The 16979-nt window shown below is 62.2% G+C and carries 12 protein-coding genes; 6 read left to right on the top strand and 6 right to left on the bottom strand.

Annotated elements, in window-relative coordinates; translation table 11 throughout:
* Positions 1-8 precede the first annotated feature (8 nt).
* Positions 9-1511 carry a bifunctional ADP-dependent NAD(P)H-hydrate dehydratase/NAD(P)H-hydrate epimerase gene (locus BN1124_RS19820; RefSeq protein ID WP_042644801.1) on the bottom strand — a complete coding sequence of 501 codons (1503 nt, stop codon included), beginning with the start codon at positions 1509-1511 and terminating at the stop codon, positions 9-11.
* 135 nt (positions 1512-1646) lie between these two features.
* Here BN1124_RS19820 and queG point away from each other — a divergent pair, with 135 nt between their 5' ends.
* The 6 genes from queG (at position 1647) to rfaH (ending at position 7429) form a co-directional block, all read left to right on the top strand.
* Complete coding sequence (gene queG, locus BN1124_RS19815) at positions 1647-2789, top strand: tRNA epoxyqueuosine(34) reductase QueG (RefSeq protein ID WP_042644799.1); 1143 nt, start codon at positions 1647-1649, stop codon at positions 2787-2789.
* Between the two features lie 187 nt (positions 2790-2976).
* Positions 2977-3720 (top strand): polyphosphate--glucose phosphotransferase, encoded by a 744-nt coding sequence (ppgK, locus tag BN1124_RS19810; protein ID WP_042644797.1) that lies wholly within the window; start codon positions 2977-2979, stop codon positions 3718-3720.
* 606 nt (positions 3721-4326) lie between these two features.
* Complete coding sequence (gene metN / locus BN1124_RS19805; RefSeq protein WP_042644795.1) at positions 4327-5370, top strand: methionine ABC transporter ATP-binding protein MetN; 1044 nt, start codon at positions 4327-4329, stop codon at positions 5368-5370.
* The gene (locus tag BN1124_RS19800) at positions 5351-6004 is read left to right on the top strand and encodes a methionine ABC transporter permease (RefSeq protein WP_042644793.1); all 654 of its coding nucleotides are present in this window, start codon (positions 5351-5353) and stop codon (positions 6002-6004) included. The genes metN and BN1124_RS19800 overlap by 20 nt, the downstream gene beginning before the upstream one ends.
* A gap of 26 nt (positions 6005-6030) precedes the next feature.
* The gene (gene metQ, locus BN1124_RS19795) at positions 6031-6831 is read left to right on the top strand and encodes a methionine ABC transporter substrate-binding lipoprotein MetQ (RefSeq protein WP_042644792.1); all 801 of its coding nucleotides are present in this window, start codon (positions 6031-6033) and stop codon (positions 6829-6831) included.
* A gap of 97 nt (positions 6832-6928) precedes the next feature.
* Positions 6929-7429, top strand: coding sequence for a transcription/translation regulatory transformer protein RfaH (gene rfaH, locus BN1124_RS19790; RefSeq protein ID WP_042644790.1), 501 nt, complete (start codon positions 6929-6931; stop codon positions 7427-7429).
* A 30-nt stretch (positions 7430-7459) separates the two neighbouring features.
* Here rfaH and BN1124_RS19785 read toward each other — a convergent pair whose 3' ends face one another.
* The 5 genes from BN1124_RS19785 to dgt form a co-directional block, all read right to left on the bottom strand.
* Complete coding sequence (locus BN1124_RS19785; RefSeq protein ID WP_042644788.1) at positions 7460-9433, bottom strand: HAMP domain-containing methyl-accepting chemotaxis protein; 1974 nt, start codon at positions 9431-9433, stop codon at positions 7460-7462.
* Between the two features lie 38 nt (positions 9434-9471).
* The gene (locus tag BN1124_RS19780; RefSeq protein ID WP_378051864.1) at positions 9472-10653 is read right to left on the bottom strand and encodes an EAL domain-containing response regulator; all 1182 of its coding nucleotides are present in this window, start codon (positions 10651-10653) and stop codon (positions 9472-9474) included.
* Between the two features lie 22 nt (positions 10654-10675).
* The gene (locus BN1124_RS19775; RefSeq protein WP_042644784.1) at positions 10676-14959 is read right to left on the bottom strand and encodes an ATP-binding protein; all 4284 of its coding nucleotides are present in this window, start codon (positions 14957-14959) and stop codon (positions 10676-10678) included.
* A gap of 143 nt (positions 14960-15102) precedes the next feature.
* On the bottom strand, positions 15103-15306 hold the full coding sequence (locus tag BN1124_RS21055) for a hypothetical protein (protein WP_082041672.1): 204 nt from the start codon (positions 15304-15306) through the stop codon (positions 15103-15105).
* A 287-nt stretch (positions 15307-15593) separates the two neighbouring features.
* Positions 15594-16958: a dGTPase gene (gene dgt, locus BN1124_RS19765; protein WP_042644780.1), complete on the bottom strand. Its 1365-nt coding sequence runs from the start codon at positions 16956-16958 to the stop codon at positions 15594-15596.
* Between the last annotated feature and the right edge of the window lie 21 nt (positions 16959-16979).

Below are 16979 nucleotides of genomic sequence, written 5' to 3'. Positions count from 1 at the left end.
TTAACTTGTTACTGTGTCGGATTGACCAGACGGCGGATCCAGGGCAGCAGATCCGATGCCAGCATGCCCCTCTCTCCCTCGGCGGCGGCGCAATCGGCCGCCTCGCCGTGGATCACTGCGCCCAGCCGGGTTGCCATGGAGGCAGACCAGCCCTGAGCCAGGAGGGCGGCGATTATACCAGATAACAGGTCGCCCATGCCGCCACTGGCCATGCCGGGGTTGCCTTCGTCGCACAGGGCTATGCTGTGCCCGTCGCAGATGAGGGTGCCCGCCCCCTTGAGCAGCACGACGCCGCCGTAGCGCCGCTGCAGTTGCCGCACCGCGGCGAAGCGATCCGCTGCTATCTCGGCGATGGCACAACCCAGCAGGCGAGCCGCCTCCCCCGGGTGGGGGGTGAGCACCCAATTATCCTGATGACGGGGCCCCTGCGCCAGCCAATTCAATCCATCGGCATCCAATACCAGCGGCCCCTCGGTCGTGATCAGCTGCTCGAACCGGCTCCTTGCCCACTCGTCCCGGCCGAGCCCGGGTCCCAGCACCCTGACCTGGGCCCAGCCATCGTCAACTCCGCCAGACCAGCCCATCAGTTCCGGCTGCGCCAGACTGACGGGGGGCAAGTCTGGATGCTGAGACAGCCGCACCAGGCCGGCCCCCGTCCGCAGGCAGGCCATTCCCGCCAGCAGGATGGCGCCTTGCATGCCGAGGTTGCCCCCCACCACCAGCACCTTGCCGTTGCTCCCCTTGTGGGCCGAGCGAGGGCGCGGGGTCAGCAGCGCCTTGAGGCCGGGATAGTCTATTCGCAGAGCAGCAGGGATAACGCCATCCGGCGGTGTCACACCGAGGCTGTCGCAGTCGAGCCGACCGACCCCGTCCACCCCGTCAGCGGTCAACATGCCCTGCTTGATGCCGATGAAGGTGAGGGTGCGGGTGGCTCGTACCAGGGCGCCCATGGCGCGACCGGTGTCGGCATTGAGCCCGGAGGGCAGGTCCACCGCCAACACGGGGGCCTGCAAGGCATTGATTGTTGCGACAATCCTTGTCATTGCGGGGGAGAGGGAAATATGGACACCGGTGCCGAGCAAGGCGTCTATCACCAGATCCGGTGGCATCAGTGAGGCGAGCTCGGCCTCCTCGGCCATGATCACGCAGCCGCCTGCGGCGAGCCATGCATCGGCGGCTCGCCTGGCGTCACCTTTGAGTAACTCAGGAGCCCGTGCGGCTATCACCAGAGGCTCGAGACCGACTCGCCTGGCGAGGCGCGCCAGCACATAGCCATCACCGCCGTTGTTGCCGGGGCCGACGAAGATCCACCAGTGGCGGCTCTCGGGCCAATGGTGGCAGGCGTAGCTGCACAGGGCGGCGCCAGCCCGCTCCATCAGGTCATAGCATTCACGCCCCTCGTGCCTGGCCCAGTGCTGCTCCAGGCGACGGATCTGTTCGGTCCGCCACAGGGGCTGTGCTAAACTGTTGCCTTCTTCCCCGCAGATAGCATCCTCGATAACCTGTACCATGACGGCTCCCGACCTTCATCATCCCCTGATCCGGCCTTTCGGCGCCGGGCATATGCCGTGGCATGACGACAGCTGCTCAGCCCCATGCCCGCCCCCCAAGATCCCGCCTTCGGGGCTCGGGGCCGACCGCGCAGCATGACGGCCACCGAACTCCAGCAACTGGCCCAAGATATCAAGCTCTGGGCACGCGAGCTAGGATTTGACCAGGTCGGGATCACCGACACCGATCTGCGTATCGAGGAGCCTAGATTGCAGGCCTGGCTGGATGCGAACCATCACGGCAACATGGACTACATGGCCCGTCACGGCATGATGCGCGCACGCCCCCATGAACTGTTGCCCGGTACCCAGCGGGTGCTGTCGGTGCGCATGAACTACCTGCCCTTCGAGGCCGGATTTGCCGCTACCCTGCGCGATCCCACCCTGGGTTACATCAGCCGCTATGCCCTCGGCCGCGACTACCACAAGGTCATGCGCAACCGGCTCAAACAGCTGGGGGATCGCATAGAGCAACGCTGCCAGGCGCTGCTCCACGCCACGGGAGAGTGGCGTCCCTTCGTCGACTCGGCCCCCATACTGGAACGGCCGCTCGCCGCCAAGGCCGGGCTCGGCTGGGTGGGCAAGCACTCGCTGCTGCTCAACGAGTCCGCCGGCTCCTTCTTCTTTCTCGGAGAGCTGCTCGTCAGCCTGCCGCTGCCCATGGATGCGCCGGTGGAGAAAGAACAGTGCGGCAAATGCGTGGCCTGCATCAACATCTGCCCGACTGGTGCCATCATAGCGCCCTATGTGGTGGACGGCCGGCGTTGCATCTCCTATCTCACCATAGAGAACGACGGCCCCATCCCAGAGGAGCTGCGCCCGCTCATGGGCAATCGCATCTATGGTTGTGACGACTGCCAGCTCATCTGCCCCTGGAATCGCTATGCGGACGTCAGTCCCGAGCCGGACTTCAGTCCCAGGTCCAACCTGCACCGCCCGCCCCTGCTCACCCTGTGGCACTGGGCCGAGAGCGATTTTCTCAAGCACACCGAGGGCAGCCCCATTCGCCGCATCGGTTATCAGCGCTGGCGCCGCAACCTGGCGGTGGCGCTCGGCAACGGTCCGGCCAGCCCCGAGGCGATCGAGGCCCTTCAGCAGGCGCTGGCCGAGGCCGAGCCCATGGTGGCCGAACACATAGAATGGGCACTGGCAACCCTGGCCAACCGTCAGCAGGAAGAGAACAAAAAGACCAAGTTGTTGATCCGTTGCATCGAAAAAGGGCTGCCGGATCACGCCTGAGTGATCGGCCCCTTACGGATGTGGATAGCGGGGTGTGCCATAGGCACCCGCTGGGAAGGTTGCACAGCCGTTGCAGTAAAAAAGGACTGCCAGATCACGCCCCTGCGATCTGCCCCTTGCCGGATGCCAGCCATTTTTTCATGCTCTGCCGACCATTGATCATCGGCACAATAAAAGGAACATTCTGATGCAGATGTTGGGAGTTGATATAGGTGGGTCCGGGATCAAGGGTTGCCTGGTCGATACCAAGACCGGCGAGCTGATTGGCGAACGCCTGCGTCTGACCACCCCGCAGCCGGCCACCCCGGCCGCCATTGCCCATACCCTCAAGGCGCTGGTCGAGCACTTCGAATGGAAGGGCCCGGTGGGCTGCGGCTTCCCCGCCATCATTCACAACGGCATCGCCAAAAGCGCCGCCAACATCGACAAGAGCTGGGTCGAGACCGATGCGGCCCACCTGTTTACGGACGTGACCGGCCTGCCCTGCCACGTGATCAACGATGCCGATGCGGCCGGGATTGCCGAGATGCGCTTTGGCACAGGTCAGGATCGCAAGGGGGTCATCATCCTCATCACGGTCGGCACCGGCATAGGCACCGCCATCTTCGTCAACGGTCAGCTGCTGCCCAACACCGAACTGGGTCACCTGATGCTGGAAGGCATGATCGCCGAGCACTACTGTTCGGACGCCGTGCGCAAGCGCGAGGATCTCTCCTGGAGCCGCTGGGGCAAGCGTTTCAACAAGTACCTGGCCAGGCTGGAGTTCCTGTTCTCCCCCGACCTCTTCATCCTGGGGGGTGGCAGCGCCGCCAAGCTCGACAAGTTCATCGACAAGATAGAGACCCGGGCCCCGCTGCTGGCGGCGGCCAGCCTCAATCAGGCCGGCATCATAGGCGCCGCCCTCTACGCCGAGTCCCAGCAAGGGAAGTGAGTCACGCTCTCGCAAGATGATGAAATGAGGCCCGGCATATGTCGGGCCTCTTCGATCATCGGGGTGGGATAAGGTGGCCAGCGCCGAGACAGTGCCGCCTCGGTGAGTACGCTCCTCCTTCTTTTAGTCTCCGATTTCCCCGCTTGGCATACACCTCCTGGCAGGCTCAAACGATAGCCGGCTCGACCCCTCACCAGAAATGGTCATTTATTGTGCTTTATCAATAGGATGGAAAAGAGAAAGAGGGCGGGACAAGGCAGAGGGATCCGTGTCATCTTGGCAATGGCTGGCCGGGAGAGGCAAGCAACGAGAAATGGCGACCCTGATGAATCAGCGCCATGAGGCCCATAAATTGGGTTATATTCGGACATTAGGCTATATATAAGAATCTAATATTGAATCGATCCGTTTCCCGCCAATCCATAGTCAATCAGCAGAAATCCTTATCCATTTTTTAGCCGTCTAGACGTAGAAACATGCGTTGACACGGCCATCCAGACATCTTAGCATCATCCTCCATGATGGCAGACTAACCCAGTGGAACCTCTGCCCAATTCACTCGCCTGTAGCGCCCTGTGCTTTAAGGCTGTTAGCACGGAAGAATTCATGATTAAGTTGAACGGTCTCAACAAAGTCTACGGTAAGGGCACTGACGCCGTGCACGCCCTGCGTGACGTGAGCCTGCATGTGCCACAAGGCAAGATCTTCGGCGTGATCGGCGCCTCGGGTGCCGGCAAGAGTACCCTCATTCGTTGCGTCAACCTGCTGGAGCGTCCCACCGACGGCCAGGTCATCGTCGATGGCCAGGATCTGGTGGCCCTGCCAGAGCGGGATCTGACCCAGGCGCGCCGCCAGATCGGCATGATCTTCCAGCACTTCAACCTGCTCTCTTCCCGCACCGTGTTCGCCAACATCGCGTTCCCGCTGGAGCTGGCAGGCTGGAGCAAGGCCCAGATCCAGACCAGGGTCGAGGAGCTGCTCGCCCTAGTCGGGCTGGAAGCCCGCGCCCACGCCTACCCGTCCGAACTGTCCGGCGGTCAGAAGCAGCGCGTCGCCATCGCCCGCGCCCTGGCACCGGCCCCCAAGGTATTGCTGTGTGACGAGGCCACCTCGGCCCTGGATCCCCAGACCACGCGCTCCATCCTGAGCCTGCTCAAGGAGATCAACGTCAAGCTGGGGCTCACCATCTTGCTCATCACCCACGAGATGGACGTGGTGAAGGGGATTTGTGACGAGGTCGCCATCATCAGCGACGGCCGTCTGATCGAGCAGGGGGAAGTGGCCTGGTTCTTCAGCAACGCCAAGACCCAGCTGGCCCGTGACTTCATCCACTCCACCATCCATCTGGAGGTGCCGCAGGAGTACCAGGACAGGATGAGTGCGGAGCGTGTGGCGAACAGCTACCCGCTGGTCAAGCTCGGCTTCACCGGCAGCACGGTCGACACCCCGCTCATCTCCGAGGCGAGCCGCCGCTTCAACATCGATATCAGCATCCTGAGTGCCGACATCGAATACGCCGGCGGGGTCAAGTTCGGCTTCCTGCTGGCGGAACTGTTCGGGGATGAGGCCCAGTGCGAGGCCACCCAGCAGTTCCTGATAGACAACCATATTCAGTTAGAGGTGATGGGCTATGTCCGAAGCAATGATTAATCTGCTGATCTCAGCCCTCGGCGACACCCTGATCATGGTGTTTGCCTCCGCCCTGTTTGGCTGCCTGCTCGGCCTGCCCCTCGGCGTGGCGCTGCACGTGACCAAGGCCGGCCAGATCCTGGCCAACCCGCTGCTGAACCGGATCCTCGGCATCATAGTCAACGTCGGCCGCTCCGTGCCCTTCATCATCTTGCTGGTGGCCATCATTCCGCTGACCCGCTTCATCGTCGGCACCAGCATCGGCACCATAGCCGCCATAGTGCCGCTGACCGTCGGTTGCATCCCCTTTATCGCCCGCCTGGTGGAAGGGGCCCTGATGGAAGTGCCGGACGGCCTGCTCGAGGCGGCCAAGGCCATGGGTGCCAAACCCTTGCAAATCATCGCCAAGGTGCTGCTGCCCGAGGCCCTGCCCGGGATCCTCAACAGCGTCATCATCACGTTAGTCACGCTCGTGAACTACTCCGCCATGGCCGGTGCCATTGGTGGTGGTGGTCTGGGAGATGTGGGTATTCGCTACGGCTACCAGCGCTTCGATCCCACCGTCATGCTGGTTACCGTGGTCATTCTGGTAGTGCTGGTTCAACTCATCCAGAGCGCAGGTGAGCGCCTGGTTCAACAATGTGATCATCGTTAATCGTCGATTTCTGACAGGAGGTTTTTATGAAATTGGGCATTAAATCCGCTGCGGCTGCACTGCTGGCTACACTGGTTCTGGTCGGCTGCGGCCAGAAGGAAGAGAACAAGACCCTGAAAGTCGGCGCCATCGCCGGTCCGGAGACCGAGCTGGTCGAGACTGCCGCCAAGGTGGCGAAAGAGAAATACGGTCTGAACGTCGAGATCGTGACCTTCTCCGACTATGTCACCCCGAACGTGGCACTGAACGACGGCAGCGTCGACGTCAACGCCTTCCAGCACAAGCCCTACCTGGATGCCCAGATCCGTGATCGTGGCTTCAAGCTGGTGCCGGTTGGCAACACCTTCGTCTACCCGATTGCCGGTTACTCCAAGAAGATCAAGGCCCTGAGCGAACTGAAAGACGGCGCCCAAATCGCGGTCCCCAACGATCCGACCAACCTGGGTCGCTCCCTGATCCTGCTGGAGAAGCAAGGTCTGCTGAAACTGAAGGAAGGTGCCGGCCTGGAAGCCACCGTACTGGACATCGCCAGCAACCCGCGCAACTTCAAGATCGTCGAGCTGGAAGCCGCTCAGCTGCCCCGCTCCCTGGAAGATGTTGATCTCTCCATCATCAACAACACCTTCGCCGGTCAGATCGGCCTGACCCCGACCGAGAACGGCCTCTTCGTGGAAGACAAGGAGTCCCCCTACGTGAACCTGATCGTCGCCCGTGAAAACAACAAGGATGACGAGAAGGTCAAGGAGTTCGTTCAGTCCTTCCAGACCGACGAGGTCTACAAGAAAGGCACCGAACTGTTCAAGGGTGGTCTGGTCAAAGGTTGGTAATCACTCACTCTGTAAAAAAGGCTGCGCCAAGCGTGGCCTTTTTTTTTGCCCCCGCTATCATAGCCACAAGCACGGCAACACGAAAAAAAATAGAACAATGAAAAAATGGTATCTGGCCTACTGCAAGCCAAAGGAAGAGGCTCGCGCCCGCGCTCATCTGGCAGCCCAAGGTGTCGAATCCTATTACCCCATGGTCGAAGTCGAGAAACTGCGCCGCGGCAAGCGGGTCCCCGTATGCGAGCCCATGTTTCCCAACTATCTGTTCATCTATGTGGATCTGGAAGAGGTCACCCCAGTCACCCTGAAGTCCACCCGCGGCATCAGCCGCATCGTCCATTTCGGCAAGGAGTGGACCTCCATCAGCAGTCAGCTGATCTACCGATTGATGAGTCGTGATGACAGCGACGAGGCGAGGGCAAGCTATGCCAGCCTGCCGACTCAGGGGGACAAGGTGCTCATCGAGGCGGGCCCTCTGACCGGATTCGAGGCCATCTATCTGGAGCCGGATGGCGAGAAGCGCGCCATCTTGCTGGTCACCCTGCTCAATCAGGAGACCAGCGGCAGCTTCGACAACCAGGCCTTTCGCCGCCTGGACTAAACCACGGGCGGGCATCTGCCCGCCTCCTTGTCACCTCAGTTCGAACCGGCTGATGACCGAGGTCAAGCGGCCCGTCTCCCGGGTCAATCTGGCGGCAATCAGCTCTCCCTGTTGACCACGCTCGCTGGATTGGCGGCTGAGACCCGCAATCTCCTCGACAGTCCCGGCCACCTCCTGCGCTACTCTGGACTGCTGCTCGGTCACGGCGGCGATGGCTTCCAGTTGACCAGAGAGATCCTGCACCAGCCGCATCACTGTCTCGAACGTCTCGGCCAGTGCGAACATGACGGTACGCCCCTGTTCCACCAGCTGAGTACCTCCCCCCACGGTCGCGGCGGTCTGGCGGGTCTGCTGCTGGATGCTGGCGATGGTCTGGTTGATCTCCGCCGTCGACTGGCTGGTGCGGTTGGCCAGCTGACGCACCTCGTCCGCCACCACGGCAAAGCCACGCCCCTGCTCGCCAGCGCGGGCCGCCTCGATGGCGGCATTGAGCGCCAGCAGGTTGGTCTGCTCGGCGATGGTGGCGATGACCTCGGTGACGCGCCCCACCTGCTCGCTCTGGCTGCTGAGCTGCCCCATGGCCTGGTTGGCCTGGGTGATCATGACGGCGACCTGCTTCATGGTGTTCACCATGCGCTCCAGCCTGTCGCTCCCCTGGCGGGCCTGATGCTCGGTCTGCCGCGCCGCCTCCGCCGCCCCGGCGGTGTTGCCCGCCACATCCCGGGAGCTGACCGACATCTGCTCGATGGCGGCGGCGACCATATCGACCCGTTGATTCTGGCTTGCCAGATCCTCGACGATGGCATTGGTGGTCTGACCCACCTCGCGGCCAGCCCCTTCCACCTGCCCCACCGCGCCCTGGATCTCACCGACCAGCTGGCGCAACTGGGTCGACATCCGGTTGATGGAGCCGGTCAGGCCGCCCAGCTCGTCCTGACGCAGTACCGGCAAGGGCTCGGCCGGCAGGCGGCCATCCGCCACCAGGCCGGCGCGCGTTACCAGGCTGGCGATGTCCCGGGTCAGCCGGCGACTGAACAGCAAGGCCACCAGGGTGCCGAGCAGGATGACGCTGAGGGTGGCCAGTAGCAAGGTGCGGTGAATGGTCTGGCTGGCGCCGGCCATCTTGTGCGCCATCCCGTCCACCTCGGCCCGGGTATGGGTCACCTGGGACGCCAGCTGGTCGGCGAGCCGGGTCAGCGACGGCTCGATATCGGTCGCCATCAGGTGGTTGGCCTGATCCCAGTCCGGTGCCTGGCGCTTGCTGATCACCTGACCCACCAGCTCGGCAAAGGGGGCCGACATCTGCTCGAACAGCGCCCAGAGCCCCTTCTGTGCCTCGGTGAAATTCGCCTCTTGCTGCTTCAGCTCGGCCACCCGCTGCAGGTGAAACTGGTAGTAATCCTGGTACTTGTCCCGATACTCCTTGTCCCCCGAGATGAGAAAATCCCGCAGGGCGGAGAGCGCATTGGCGAGGCCGTTGTAGGCATCCCCCACCTGCTTGAGCAGCAGCCGACGATCCCCGGGCAGCTCCGCTTGGGACGTGGCCACCTCTTCATTGGCAAAGGATTGCAGCTGATCGAGCGCCGCCTCCGCCAGCGGGCCCGCCTCCAGCAGCATCAGGCTGTGGGCCGGCAGGTTCTCCTCGGTATGGGCGATGGCCCACACCTTCTCCTGGGCGCCCTTGAACGCCTTGAGGGACTGGGTCAGTGCGGGGGTGAAGGTCTGCTGCTCGATGGCATGCCAGGCGCCATCCCACTCCTGCTTGAGACGACTGGCCTGGGTCTGATCCTTGCCGAGGATGAGGTAGGCACGCAGGGAGGAGACGGTGGCGATCAACGCCTTCTGGCTCGCTTCATCCCGTTGCAGGGCGGGCAACGCCTGCTCCAGCAAGGCATCTTGCGACTGTTCAATCTGGCCGAGCTGATGGTAGACGAGGGTGGAGGAGAGAATGATGAGCAGGTTGATAAAACAGAAGCTCAACAACAGCTTGCTTGATATTTTCATAAACGTCCTTGTTCCACTGCGGGCATCCTGCCCAGGGTTTAGTGCTTGATCAACGTCGGTAATCGTTCGAGCCAGGTGCGATGCCACTCCAGCAGTTCATCCCGCGGCATGGGCCGGGCGGAGAAGAAGCCCTGACACTGATCACATCCCAGTCTGGCCAGCAACTGCCAAGTGGGTTCATCCTCGACCCCCTCGGCCACCGACTTGAGCCCCAGCTTGCGAGCCAGCTCTATGCTCGACTCTATGATGGCGAGCCGGGAGGGATCCTCATAGCAACGATCCACGAAGGATCTGTCAAGCTTCAACTCGGTGAAAGGCAACAGGGCCAGCTGCTGCATGGAGGAGTAACCGGTGCCGAAGTCATCGATGGAGAGGCCAAAACCGTGCATGCGCAGCCGTGTCAGCACCTCGAGGGACTTCCCCAGATCCTTGACGAAGGCGCTTTCTGTCACCTCCAGGGTGATCAGTTCGGGGTTGATGCTCCAGCGCTGGCAGTGGTTGAGCAGGGTGTTGCACAGATCCCCCTCGATCAGCGAGGTGGTGGAGAGGTTCATCGACAGGTTGAGTGAAAGTCCGGTCTGCTCCCACAGATGGCCATCACGCAGGGACTTGCTGATGATGAGCTCGGTCAGCGGATCGATGAGCCCGTGATGCTCCGCCAGCGGAATGAAGCGGGCCGGAGAGATGAGCCCGTATTTCGGGTGCTGCCAGCGCGCGAGCGCCTCCATGCCGACCCACTGACCGGTGCCAAAGCTCACCTTGGGTTGATACCAGGGCAGCAGCTGATCCTGTTCCAGCGCCTGGCTGAGCTCATCCAGCGTCAGGCTGTGGCCATCTTCCTGCTGACTGTGCACCAGTTGCGGCCGCCAGGCACCGATCATCTGCTTGATCTGCTGATGGCTCGCCGGTTTGTCGATGCGTCCCAGCACCTGCAGGCCGTAGGCGCTGCTCATGCGCAGCACGGCCTCGACCACATCGTCTTCCAGCGCACTGCACAGAATGATGCCGCCACGAAATCCCCCGAGCGACAGCCGGCGCAACAGGGCCATGCCATCCATGCCGGGCATGCGCAGATCACAAAACAGAATGTCAACCTGGTGATGCTGGCACAGTGCCAGCGCCTCTTCCCCGTCCTGCGCCTCCAGCAGATTGCCGTAGCCGAGCCCGCGGATCTGATGCATCAGGGCCTTGCGCTGGAAGTTGTGATCTTCCACCACCATGATTGCCAAATTATTCCCTGTGCTATTCATCGAGCCATAATCCAATTTCGCCTGTAATAGAATCCATCAATGCCTGTACCGTCTGGCTCAACTCGGTGAGCCTGTCCAGCTGCTTCAGGCGGGCCGCCGTCTCAAGCCGGGCCGCCTCTTCTGCCAGCGCGAGCTGCCCGACCATGCGGGCCGCCCCCTTGATGCGATGCGCCGTCTCAACCAGCGCCTGGGCGTCCTGGCGCGCCAGCGCCCGCATCATGTCCTCGCTATCCTGACGATTGGAGTCCAGATATTCCATCGCCATGCTGCGCGCCAGCGCCTCATCGCCGAACAAGGATAGCCAGCTCAACCCCTGCTCCTGCGCCCTCGCCTGCACCAGCGGCTCGGGCTCGCACGGCGGCAAGCTGGCGGTCGGTAGCCAGCGCTCCAGCGTTTGGCGCAAGGTTTCCAGGCTGTAAGGCTTGAACAGCATGTCGTTCATGCCCGCGGCCTGCATCTGCAGACTGGCCTCCTCGGAGGCATCGGCGGTGACCCCGATGATGGGTGCCTCGTCGCCCGCCGCTCGCAGGGTGCGCGTCAGGGTATAGCCGTCCATCACCGGCATGTGGCAATCGGTCAGCAGCAAAGCAAAGCCCTGCCCCTGCCAGGCGCGAAGCGCCTTCTCCCCATCATCCACCAGCTCGGCATCTATGCCGAGAATGGCGAGCTGGCGGGCCAGCAGGGCGCGGTTGACGGGGTGATCGTCGGCCACCAGCACCCGGCCCTGCAACTTGTCTCCCAGGGCCTGCACCGGTTGGACTGCGCGCTCCCCCGACAGCTGGCGACAGGTCTCCAGCAACAGGTCGGGATAGAGCGGGGACTGGCCCAGTCGCCACCAGGCATCCGAGCCCATGCGGCCACGCAACGCCTCCTGTGAAGAGAGCACTATGCCCTTGAGCGCGGACTGCTGCAAATGCTGTAACCAGTCACCGCCGAGGGCTTGCTCCAGGTGGCTCTCTTGTGCCAACAGGCATCCGCCGAGCGACGGCTGCCACTGGGCGGGTTCCAGTCGATGAAGCCTGGCGCCGAACCGTTCCATCACCGACTGCAGCACGGCGTCCTCGCCAAACCACCACCAATCCTGCCCCGCCAGCGGCGGCAGATCCCACTGGCAGTCGCTCAGAGGGACCCTGAAAGTCATCCTGGTTCCCACCCCGGGTTGGCTCTCCAGCGTCAGACTGCCCCCCATCTTCTGGGCCAGCTGGTGACAGATGGCGAGCCCGAGCCCGGTCCCGCCGAAACGCCGGGTGATGTCGGACTCGACCTGCTTGAACGGGGTAAACAGGTTGGCCTGTTTGTCCAGGGGAATGCCGATCCCCGAGTCCTGAACGATGAATGCCAGCCGATGGTCGTCATAATCGACCCGGATGTCTATCTGCCCCGATTCGGTGAATTTCACCGCGTTGTTGAGCAGGTTCGAGATCACCTGCCCGACCCGAATAGCGTCGATACTGGCCTGATCCGGCACCTCGGCCCCCCAGGCCAAGGTCACGCCGAGCCCCTTGCCATGGGCCAGGGTGGCATGGCCACGGATGACATCGCAGATGACGGTGGTGAGCCTGCCCACTTGATAATGCAGTTGCAACTGGCCCGCCTCCATCTTGGAGAAGTCCAGGATGTCGTTGACCAGGTAGAGCAGGTGATTGGTGGAGGTCGAGACGTTGCGCAGCATATAGCGTTGGTCGTCGTCCAGATCGCTCATCTGCAGCAGCTCCAGCATGCCGTGCATGCCGGAGATGGGGGTGCGCAGTTCATGGCTCATGGTCGCGAGGAAGCGACTGCGGGCCTGCATTGCCTCCTCCGCCACAGTGCGGGCCTGGCGCAGCTCCAGTGCCTGTCGCTTCAGGCCGGTGATATCCTGCACCACCCCGTTCAGGATGACCCCCTCGAGCCCCTTTTGATGGGTAAAATGCCCCCGGATCTGCAGGTAGCAAAGTTCACCATTGCGTCTTACTTCCACTTCAAGATCCAGGGGTTTCATCGTCCTGGCATGCTGCCCAACGGTCTCAATAAAGTCGTCACTTGCCGCTCCCGTCAGCCCTAAAAGGGTGTGGCCAGAGACAGCTGTCTGAACAGGATCCTCGTCATAGTCCACCATCTCCTTGATCCCCTGGGAGGTATAGAGGAAGCGTCCATTCCTCGGCCCAATCCAGTGATACTGATAGACGAGGCCCGGCATGCTGTCGGTGATCTGGGTGAGCCGGGTCTCAGCTTCCAGCGCCGCGGAGCGCGCCTGCTGCAACTCGGTGACATCGGTCAGCACGGTCAGGATCCCGAGCCGCTTGTTGTCGGGGCCGACAAATAGCCGCTTGGTGTAGAGCATCTGATGCAGCGCACCGTCCGACAGCTGAACCTCGCCGCTGCCATTGAGCTCCTCACCGCTCTCCCAGACCCTGGCATCCTCCTCGATGACTCTGGCCCGGATGGCGTCTGGCAGCCGATCCTGGAGCAATAGTTCATAGGAACCGCTCAGGTTCTCCCCCTGCAAGAACAACTGTCGGTACGCCCGGTTCGTCATGGCGATTTCATAGCGTTCGTTGGTCAGCACCACCTGGTTGGGCAGGGCGTCTAGCAGCATCTGCACGAACGCCAGTTGCTCCTCGAGTCGCCGCTCCGCTTCCCGTCGCTGGCTGATCTGACGGCGTAGAGTGCGGTTCCAGCCCACAAACAACAGCACGCAGAGCAGGAAGATGCCCCCTCCGAGGGAAGACCAGAACAGGACCTTGCCCGGATCTATCCCCGTCTGTATGGTCAGGGACATCCACTTGTGTTCCAGTCTGGCCAGCTCGTCCGGCCGGACCGAGAGCAAAGCCTTGCTCAGGATCTGCTGCAGCATGGGATCCTTGCGCTGCACCGCCATGGCGATGGGAACCCTGAGCTCGTTGCCGGAGAAGACCACCCGATAGCGCTCGCTGAATCCCTTTTGCAACGCTTGTCCCAGGGTGTTCATGCTCATCAGCGTGTACTCGGCCTCACCGCTGTCGAGCAGCGACAGCAGCTGAGTGTCGCTGTCTACTACCACCAGCACTGCCCCGACCTGCTCCAGCAGTAGCTGCTCCACCGATCCCCGAACCATCCCCACCCGACGTCCTTTCAGCACTGCCGTGTTGGGCAGCTCGGCTACCCCTTGCTTCGCCACTATGACCCGGTTGATGAAGGCATAATCCGGGGTGAACAACATGGAGCGACGGCGCTCATCGGTCGGGGTCACGGCGGGGACGAAATCCAGCTTGCTTGCCTGAAACTGCCCCAGGGTATCGGCCCAACTCTGGGTCGGCACCAGTGTGAATTTGAGACCGGAGCGGGCACTCATCAGCTCCAGCAGGTCGGCGACAAACCCCGTCAGCTCCCCTCGTTTGCTGATATTGCTCATTGCCGGCCAATTAGGAGAGACCCCATATTTCAAAGTCGAGTGCTGTGCTAGCCAGTTCAGCTCATCCTGATTGAAGAGGCTCTGGCGCAGCCCCTGTACCTGGCCATAATCGATGCCACCGTCCGCCTCCAACAGGTGCGACCGCTCCCCATCCGGGATGGAGTCAAGCACTCGCTGCAGCAGGCTATGCAACCCCAGATTGTCGGCGGTCATGACCATGGTCAGCCGAGTGGCTGGCACCCAGGGCGGAGTGATCACCTGCAACTTGGCATGCTGTCGCAACTGCTGCAGGCGGAGCAGGGTCGGCAAGTCCGCGAGATAGGCATCCACCAGCCCTCGCTTCACCATGAAGGCAGCCTCGTCGACGCTGTCAGCTTCCTCCAGCGAGGTCATCCCAAGCTTGCCCAGCTCGTCACAGGCGCCAAAGCCCCGTATGCAGACCCAGCGCCAGGCTCGCGCCTCGGCCAGAGAAGAGTGTGTCTGCGAACGAGCAAGCAAGATCCCCCGCGGTACCCCCATGATATCCAGCGTCTTCAGCGCCTGCTGTTGCGATCTCTGCTCGGGCACCACTCCCAGCAACAGATCTGCCTCACCATCGATCAGCGCCTGCTGGGCACGGGCATAATCGGGATACCCCTTGTACTTGAGCGTGAGCCCCAGCTGGTTGCTCACCCGTTCGGCGAAGTCATCCAGCGGGCCACTGAAACCACCCTGGCCATTGGTATAGACATAAGGAGGCCAGTCCACCGAAACCATGCCAACCACCAGTTCGCTGCGCGACTCGAGCCACAGCTGTTCCGCTTGCACCAGGTTGTCGTGGCTCAGGGCGGTGGCGGCCACAGTCACCAGACTCCAGCAGGCGAGCCAGCACAGCAAGACGAGACGATAGCAGCGACACAACATGGTTAACTCCCATATGGACAGGAGGGTGATCATAGAGTTTTTAACCAAATGTGCGACTAATAAATACGTGACCCATCCATCGGTAATAAAAATGGCAGGCCAAAGGCCTGCCATTGAGTGGTTTGGGGCCAGCGCCCCTGTCATCAGGTTATTCGATTCCCAAGCCGGAAGCCGGTTTGAAACTCCTGCTCACGCACATGGGAGACCTGCACATCCATTCCTTCCAGGCCGATATCCTTCAACATGGCCGGGGAGAGGTGCGGATAGCTGACGCGCCGCTCCAGTCGGGTGATCCGTTTCTGAACCAGGGATTCGACGGTGCGCAGCAGAGTGAGTTCGATAGACATATGATTCTCCAGTTGAACATGCGGTTCTCCCGGAGAGAGGACATCACCCTGCGGGATAACCGCGGGTGATGAAAAGGCAGGTGTTACCTGTTCCCTCCACGCGGTAAATAAAGAGCACGAGTCTTCGCGCTGCCAGAGCAGCGGACGAACGCAACGTTGAGCATTGAATGTTGCATAGACGTCTCCTTACCGAGTGAAAGTTGAACAAGTTGCCACAGTCTAGAAAAACACCGAATATTGTGCAATATCTATCCCACCCATATGGGTGGGATGCCTGATGAAGCCGCTCAGATCCCGGACAACAACCGGAACTCCTCCAGCGCATAGGTATCCGTCATGCCGCTGACGTAATCGAGCAGCAATCGCACCCTGTAATACCACTCCTGCTCTGCCGCAGAGGCGAATCGGGGATCCGCCGTGGCCACCGCCAACCGATACGCCTTGAGGTGGCGGGCCGAGAGCCGGTGAAACAGCCGACGGGCGAAGAACAGCTCGCTCCCGCCCTCGCCGGCCAGCAACCGTTCGAACTGGGAGACCGGCAGCGCCAGCAGGCAGGCGTAGGTAGACAGCACCCCGCGCAGGGCGGCGTAGCCCTCCAGCTCCAACGCCTCGACCTCGGGGCGCATGAACACCAGCTCACGAGCCACCTGTTTGAGGGTATCGAGCACCCGCGCCGCCGGCGCCTGACCGTGCAGTAGCGCCTGGGGGTAGGCTCCGCTCAGAATGGCCGTATGCTCGCTCACATAGGTATCGGCCGCCAGCGTCACCAGATCCCGGGTGAGCTGTTGACGAAAATGGGGGAAGAAGCCCCGCTCGGAGGCGCCGGCATCCGCCAGCAGCCCGGCCATATAGTCCCCTTGATCTGCGCTGTGCAGTGCCTGCAACAACTCGCCAAGGCTGAGGATGCGTCTGTCCACCGCATCCTCGAGATCGGCGATGCAGTAAGAGATGTCATCCGCCGCCTCCATGATGTAGACCAGCGGATGGCGACAGCCCGGTGCCAGCCCCAGGCTCTGGCCGAGGGCGCTATAGAGCGGCTGCTCGCTGAAGAAGATGCCGCGCTTGCTGGTCCAGCCGTGGTGCTGGCCATAATGCAGTCCTGGCTGGGGCTGCTGCGGGTATTTGCACAGGGCCGCCAGCTGGCCCAGGGTCAGGTTCAGCTCGTGCAGGCTGTGCACCAGTCGCAGGCTCTGGGCGTTGCCATCGAACACCAGCAGGTCCTGGCGCAGCTCGGCCCACTGCGGGCTCGGCAGTTGGTCGTGGGCGCTGGCAAAGAGATCATCCAGCGCCTCTGCCAGCCACTGGCTCATCACCTGCTCGCCGAAGTGGCCGAACGGCGGGTTGCCGACATCGTGCAACAGGCAGGACATCTCCACCAGGTTGATGAAGGCCCCTTCGCACACGGTGCCGGCGGGCAGCAGGGCCAGGATGCGGCGGCTGATCTGGCGACCCGTCTCCTGCACCTCCAGGGAGTGGGTGAGGCGGCTGCGCACCGAGGCCTTCACATCCAGCGGGAAGACCTGGGTCTTCTGCTGCAGGCGGCGCACCGGCGCGGCTTGCACTATGCGCGCGCGATCCTGCTCGGTCGCCTCCAGCAGGGGCTCCTCGCCCCAGCAGTGAATTCGCAGTGACGGGATCAGGCGCTGATACATGGGTCTGCCTCCTTGGCTTTG

The organism is Aeromonas eucrenophila (genome assembly GCF_000819865.1).
In the GTDB taxonomy this organism is placed as follows: Bacteria; Pseudomonadota; Gammaproteobacteria; order Enterobacterales; family Aeromonadaceae; genus Aeromonas; species Aeromonas eucrenophila.
Note: the sequence above shows the minus strand (reverse complement) of the source record. Positions and strands in the feature narration are given on the sequence as shown.

Excerpts from the sequence above, each read along its gene's own strand:
- BN1124_RS19785 (WP_042644788.1), bottom strand. The coding sequence starts at position 9,433 with ATGAAAATATCAAGCAAGCTGTTGTTGAGCTTCTGTTTTATCAACCTG.
- queG (WP_042644799.1), top strand. The coding sequence starts at position 1,647 with ATGACGGCCACCGAACTCCAGCAACTGGCCCAAGATATCAAGCTCTGG.
- dgt (WP_042644780.1), bottom strand. The coding sequence starts at position 16,958 with ATGTATCAGCGCCTGATCCCGTCACTGCGAATTCACTGCTGGGGCGAG.
- rfaH (WP_042644790.1), top strand. The coding sequence starts at position 6,929 with ATGAAAAAATGGTATCTGGCCTACTGCAAGCCAAAGGAAGAGGCTCGC.
- metN (WP_042644795.1), top strand. The coding sequence starts at position 4,327 with ATGATTAAGTTGAACGGTCTCAACAAAGTCTACGGTAAGGGCACTGAC.
- BN1124_RS19800 (WP_042644793.1), top strand. The coding sequence starts at position 5,351 with ATGTCCGAAGCAATGATTAATCTGCTGATCTCAGCCCTCGGCGACACC.
- BN1124_RS19820 (WP_042644801.1), bottom strand. The coding sequence starts at position 1,511 with ATGGTACAGGTTATCGAGGATGCTATCTGCGGGGAAGAAGGCAACAGT.
- BN1124_RS19780 (WP_378051864.1), bottom strand. The coding sequence starts at position 10,653 with ATGGTGGTGGAAGATCACAACTTCCAGCGCAAGGCCCTGATGCATCAG.
- ppgK (WP_042644797.1), top strand. The coding sequence starts at position 2,977 with ATGCAGATGTTGGGAGTTGATATAGGTGGGTCCGGGATCAAGGGTTGC.
- BN1124_RS19775 (WP_042644784.1), bottom strand. The coding sequence starts at position 14,959 with ATGTTGTGTCGCTGCTATCGTCTCGTCTTGCTGTGCTGGCTCGCCTGC.
- metQ (WP_042644792.1), top strand. The coding sequence starts at position 6,031 with ATGAAATTGGGCATTAAATCCGCTGCGGCTGCACTGCTGGCTACACTG.
- BN1124_RS21055 (WP_082041672.1), bottom strand. The coding sequence starts at position 15,306 with ATGTCTATCGAACTCACTCTGCTGCGCACCGTCGAATCCCTGGTTCAG.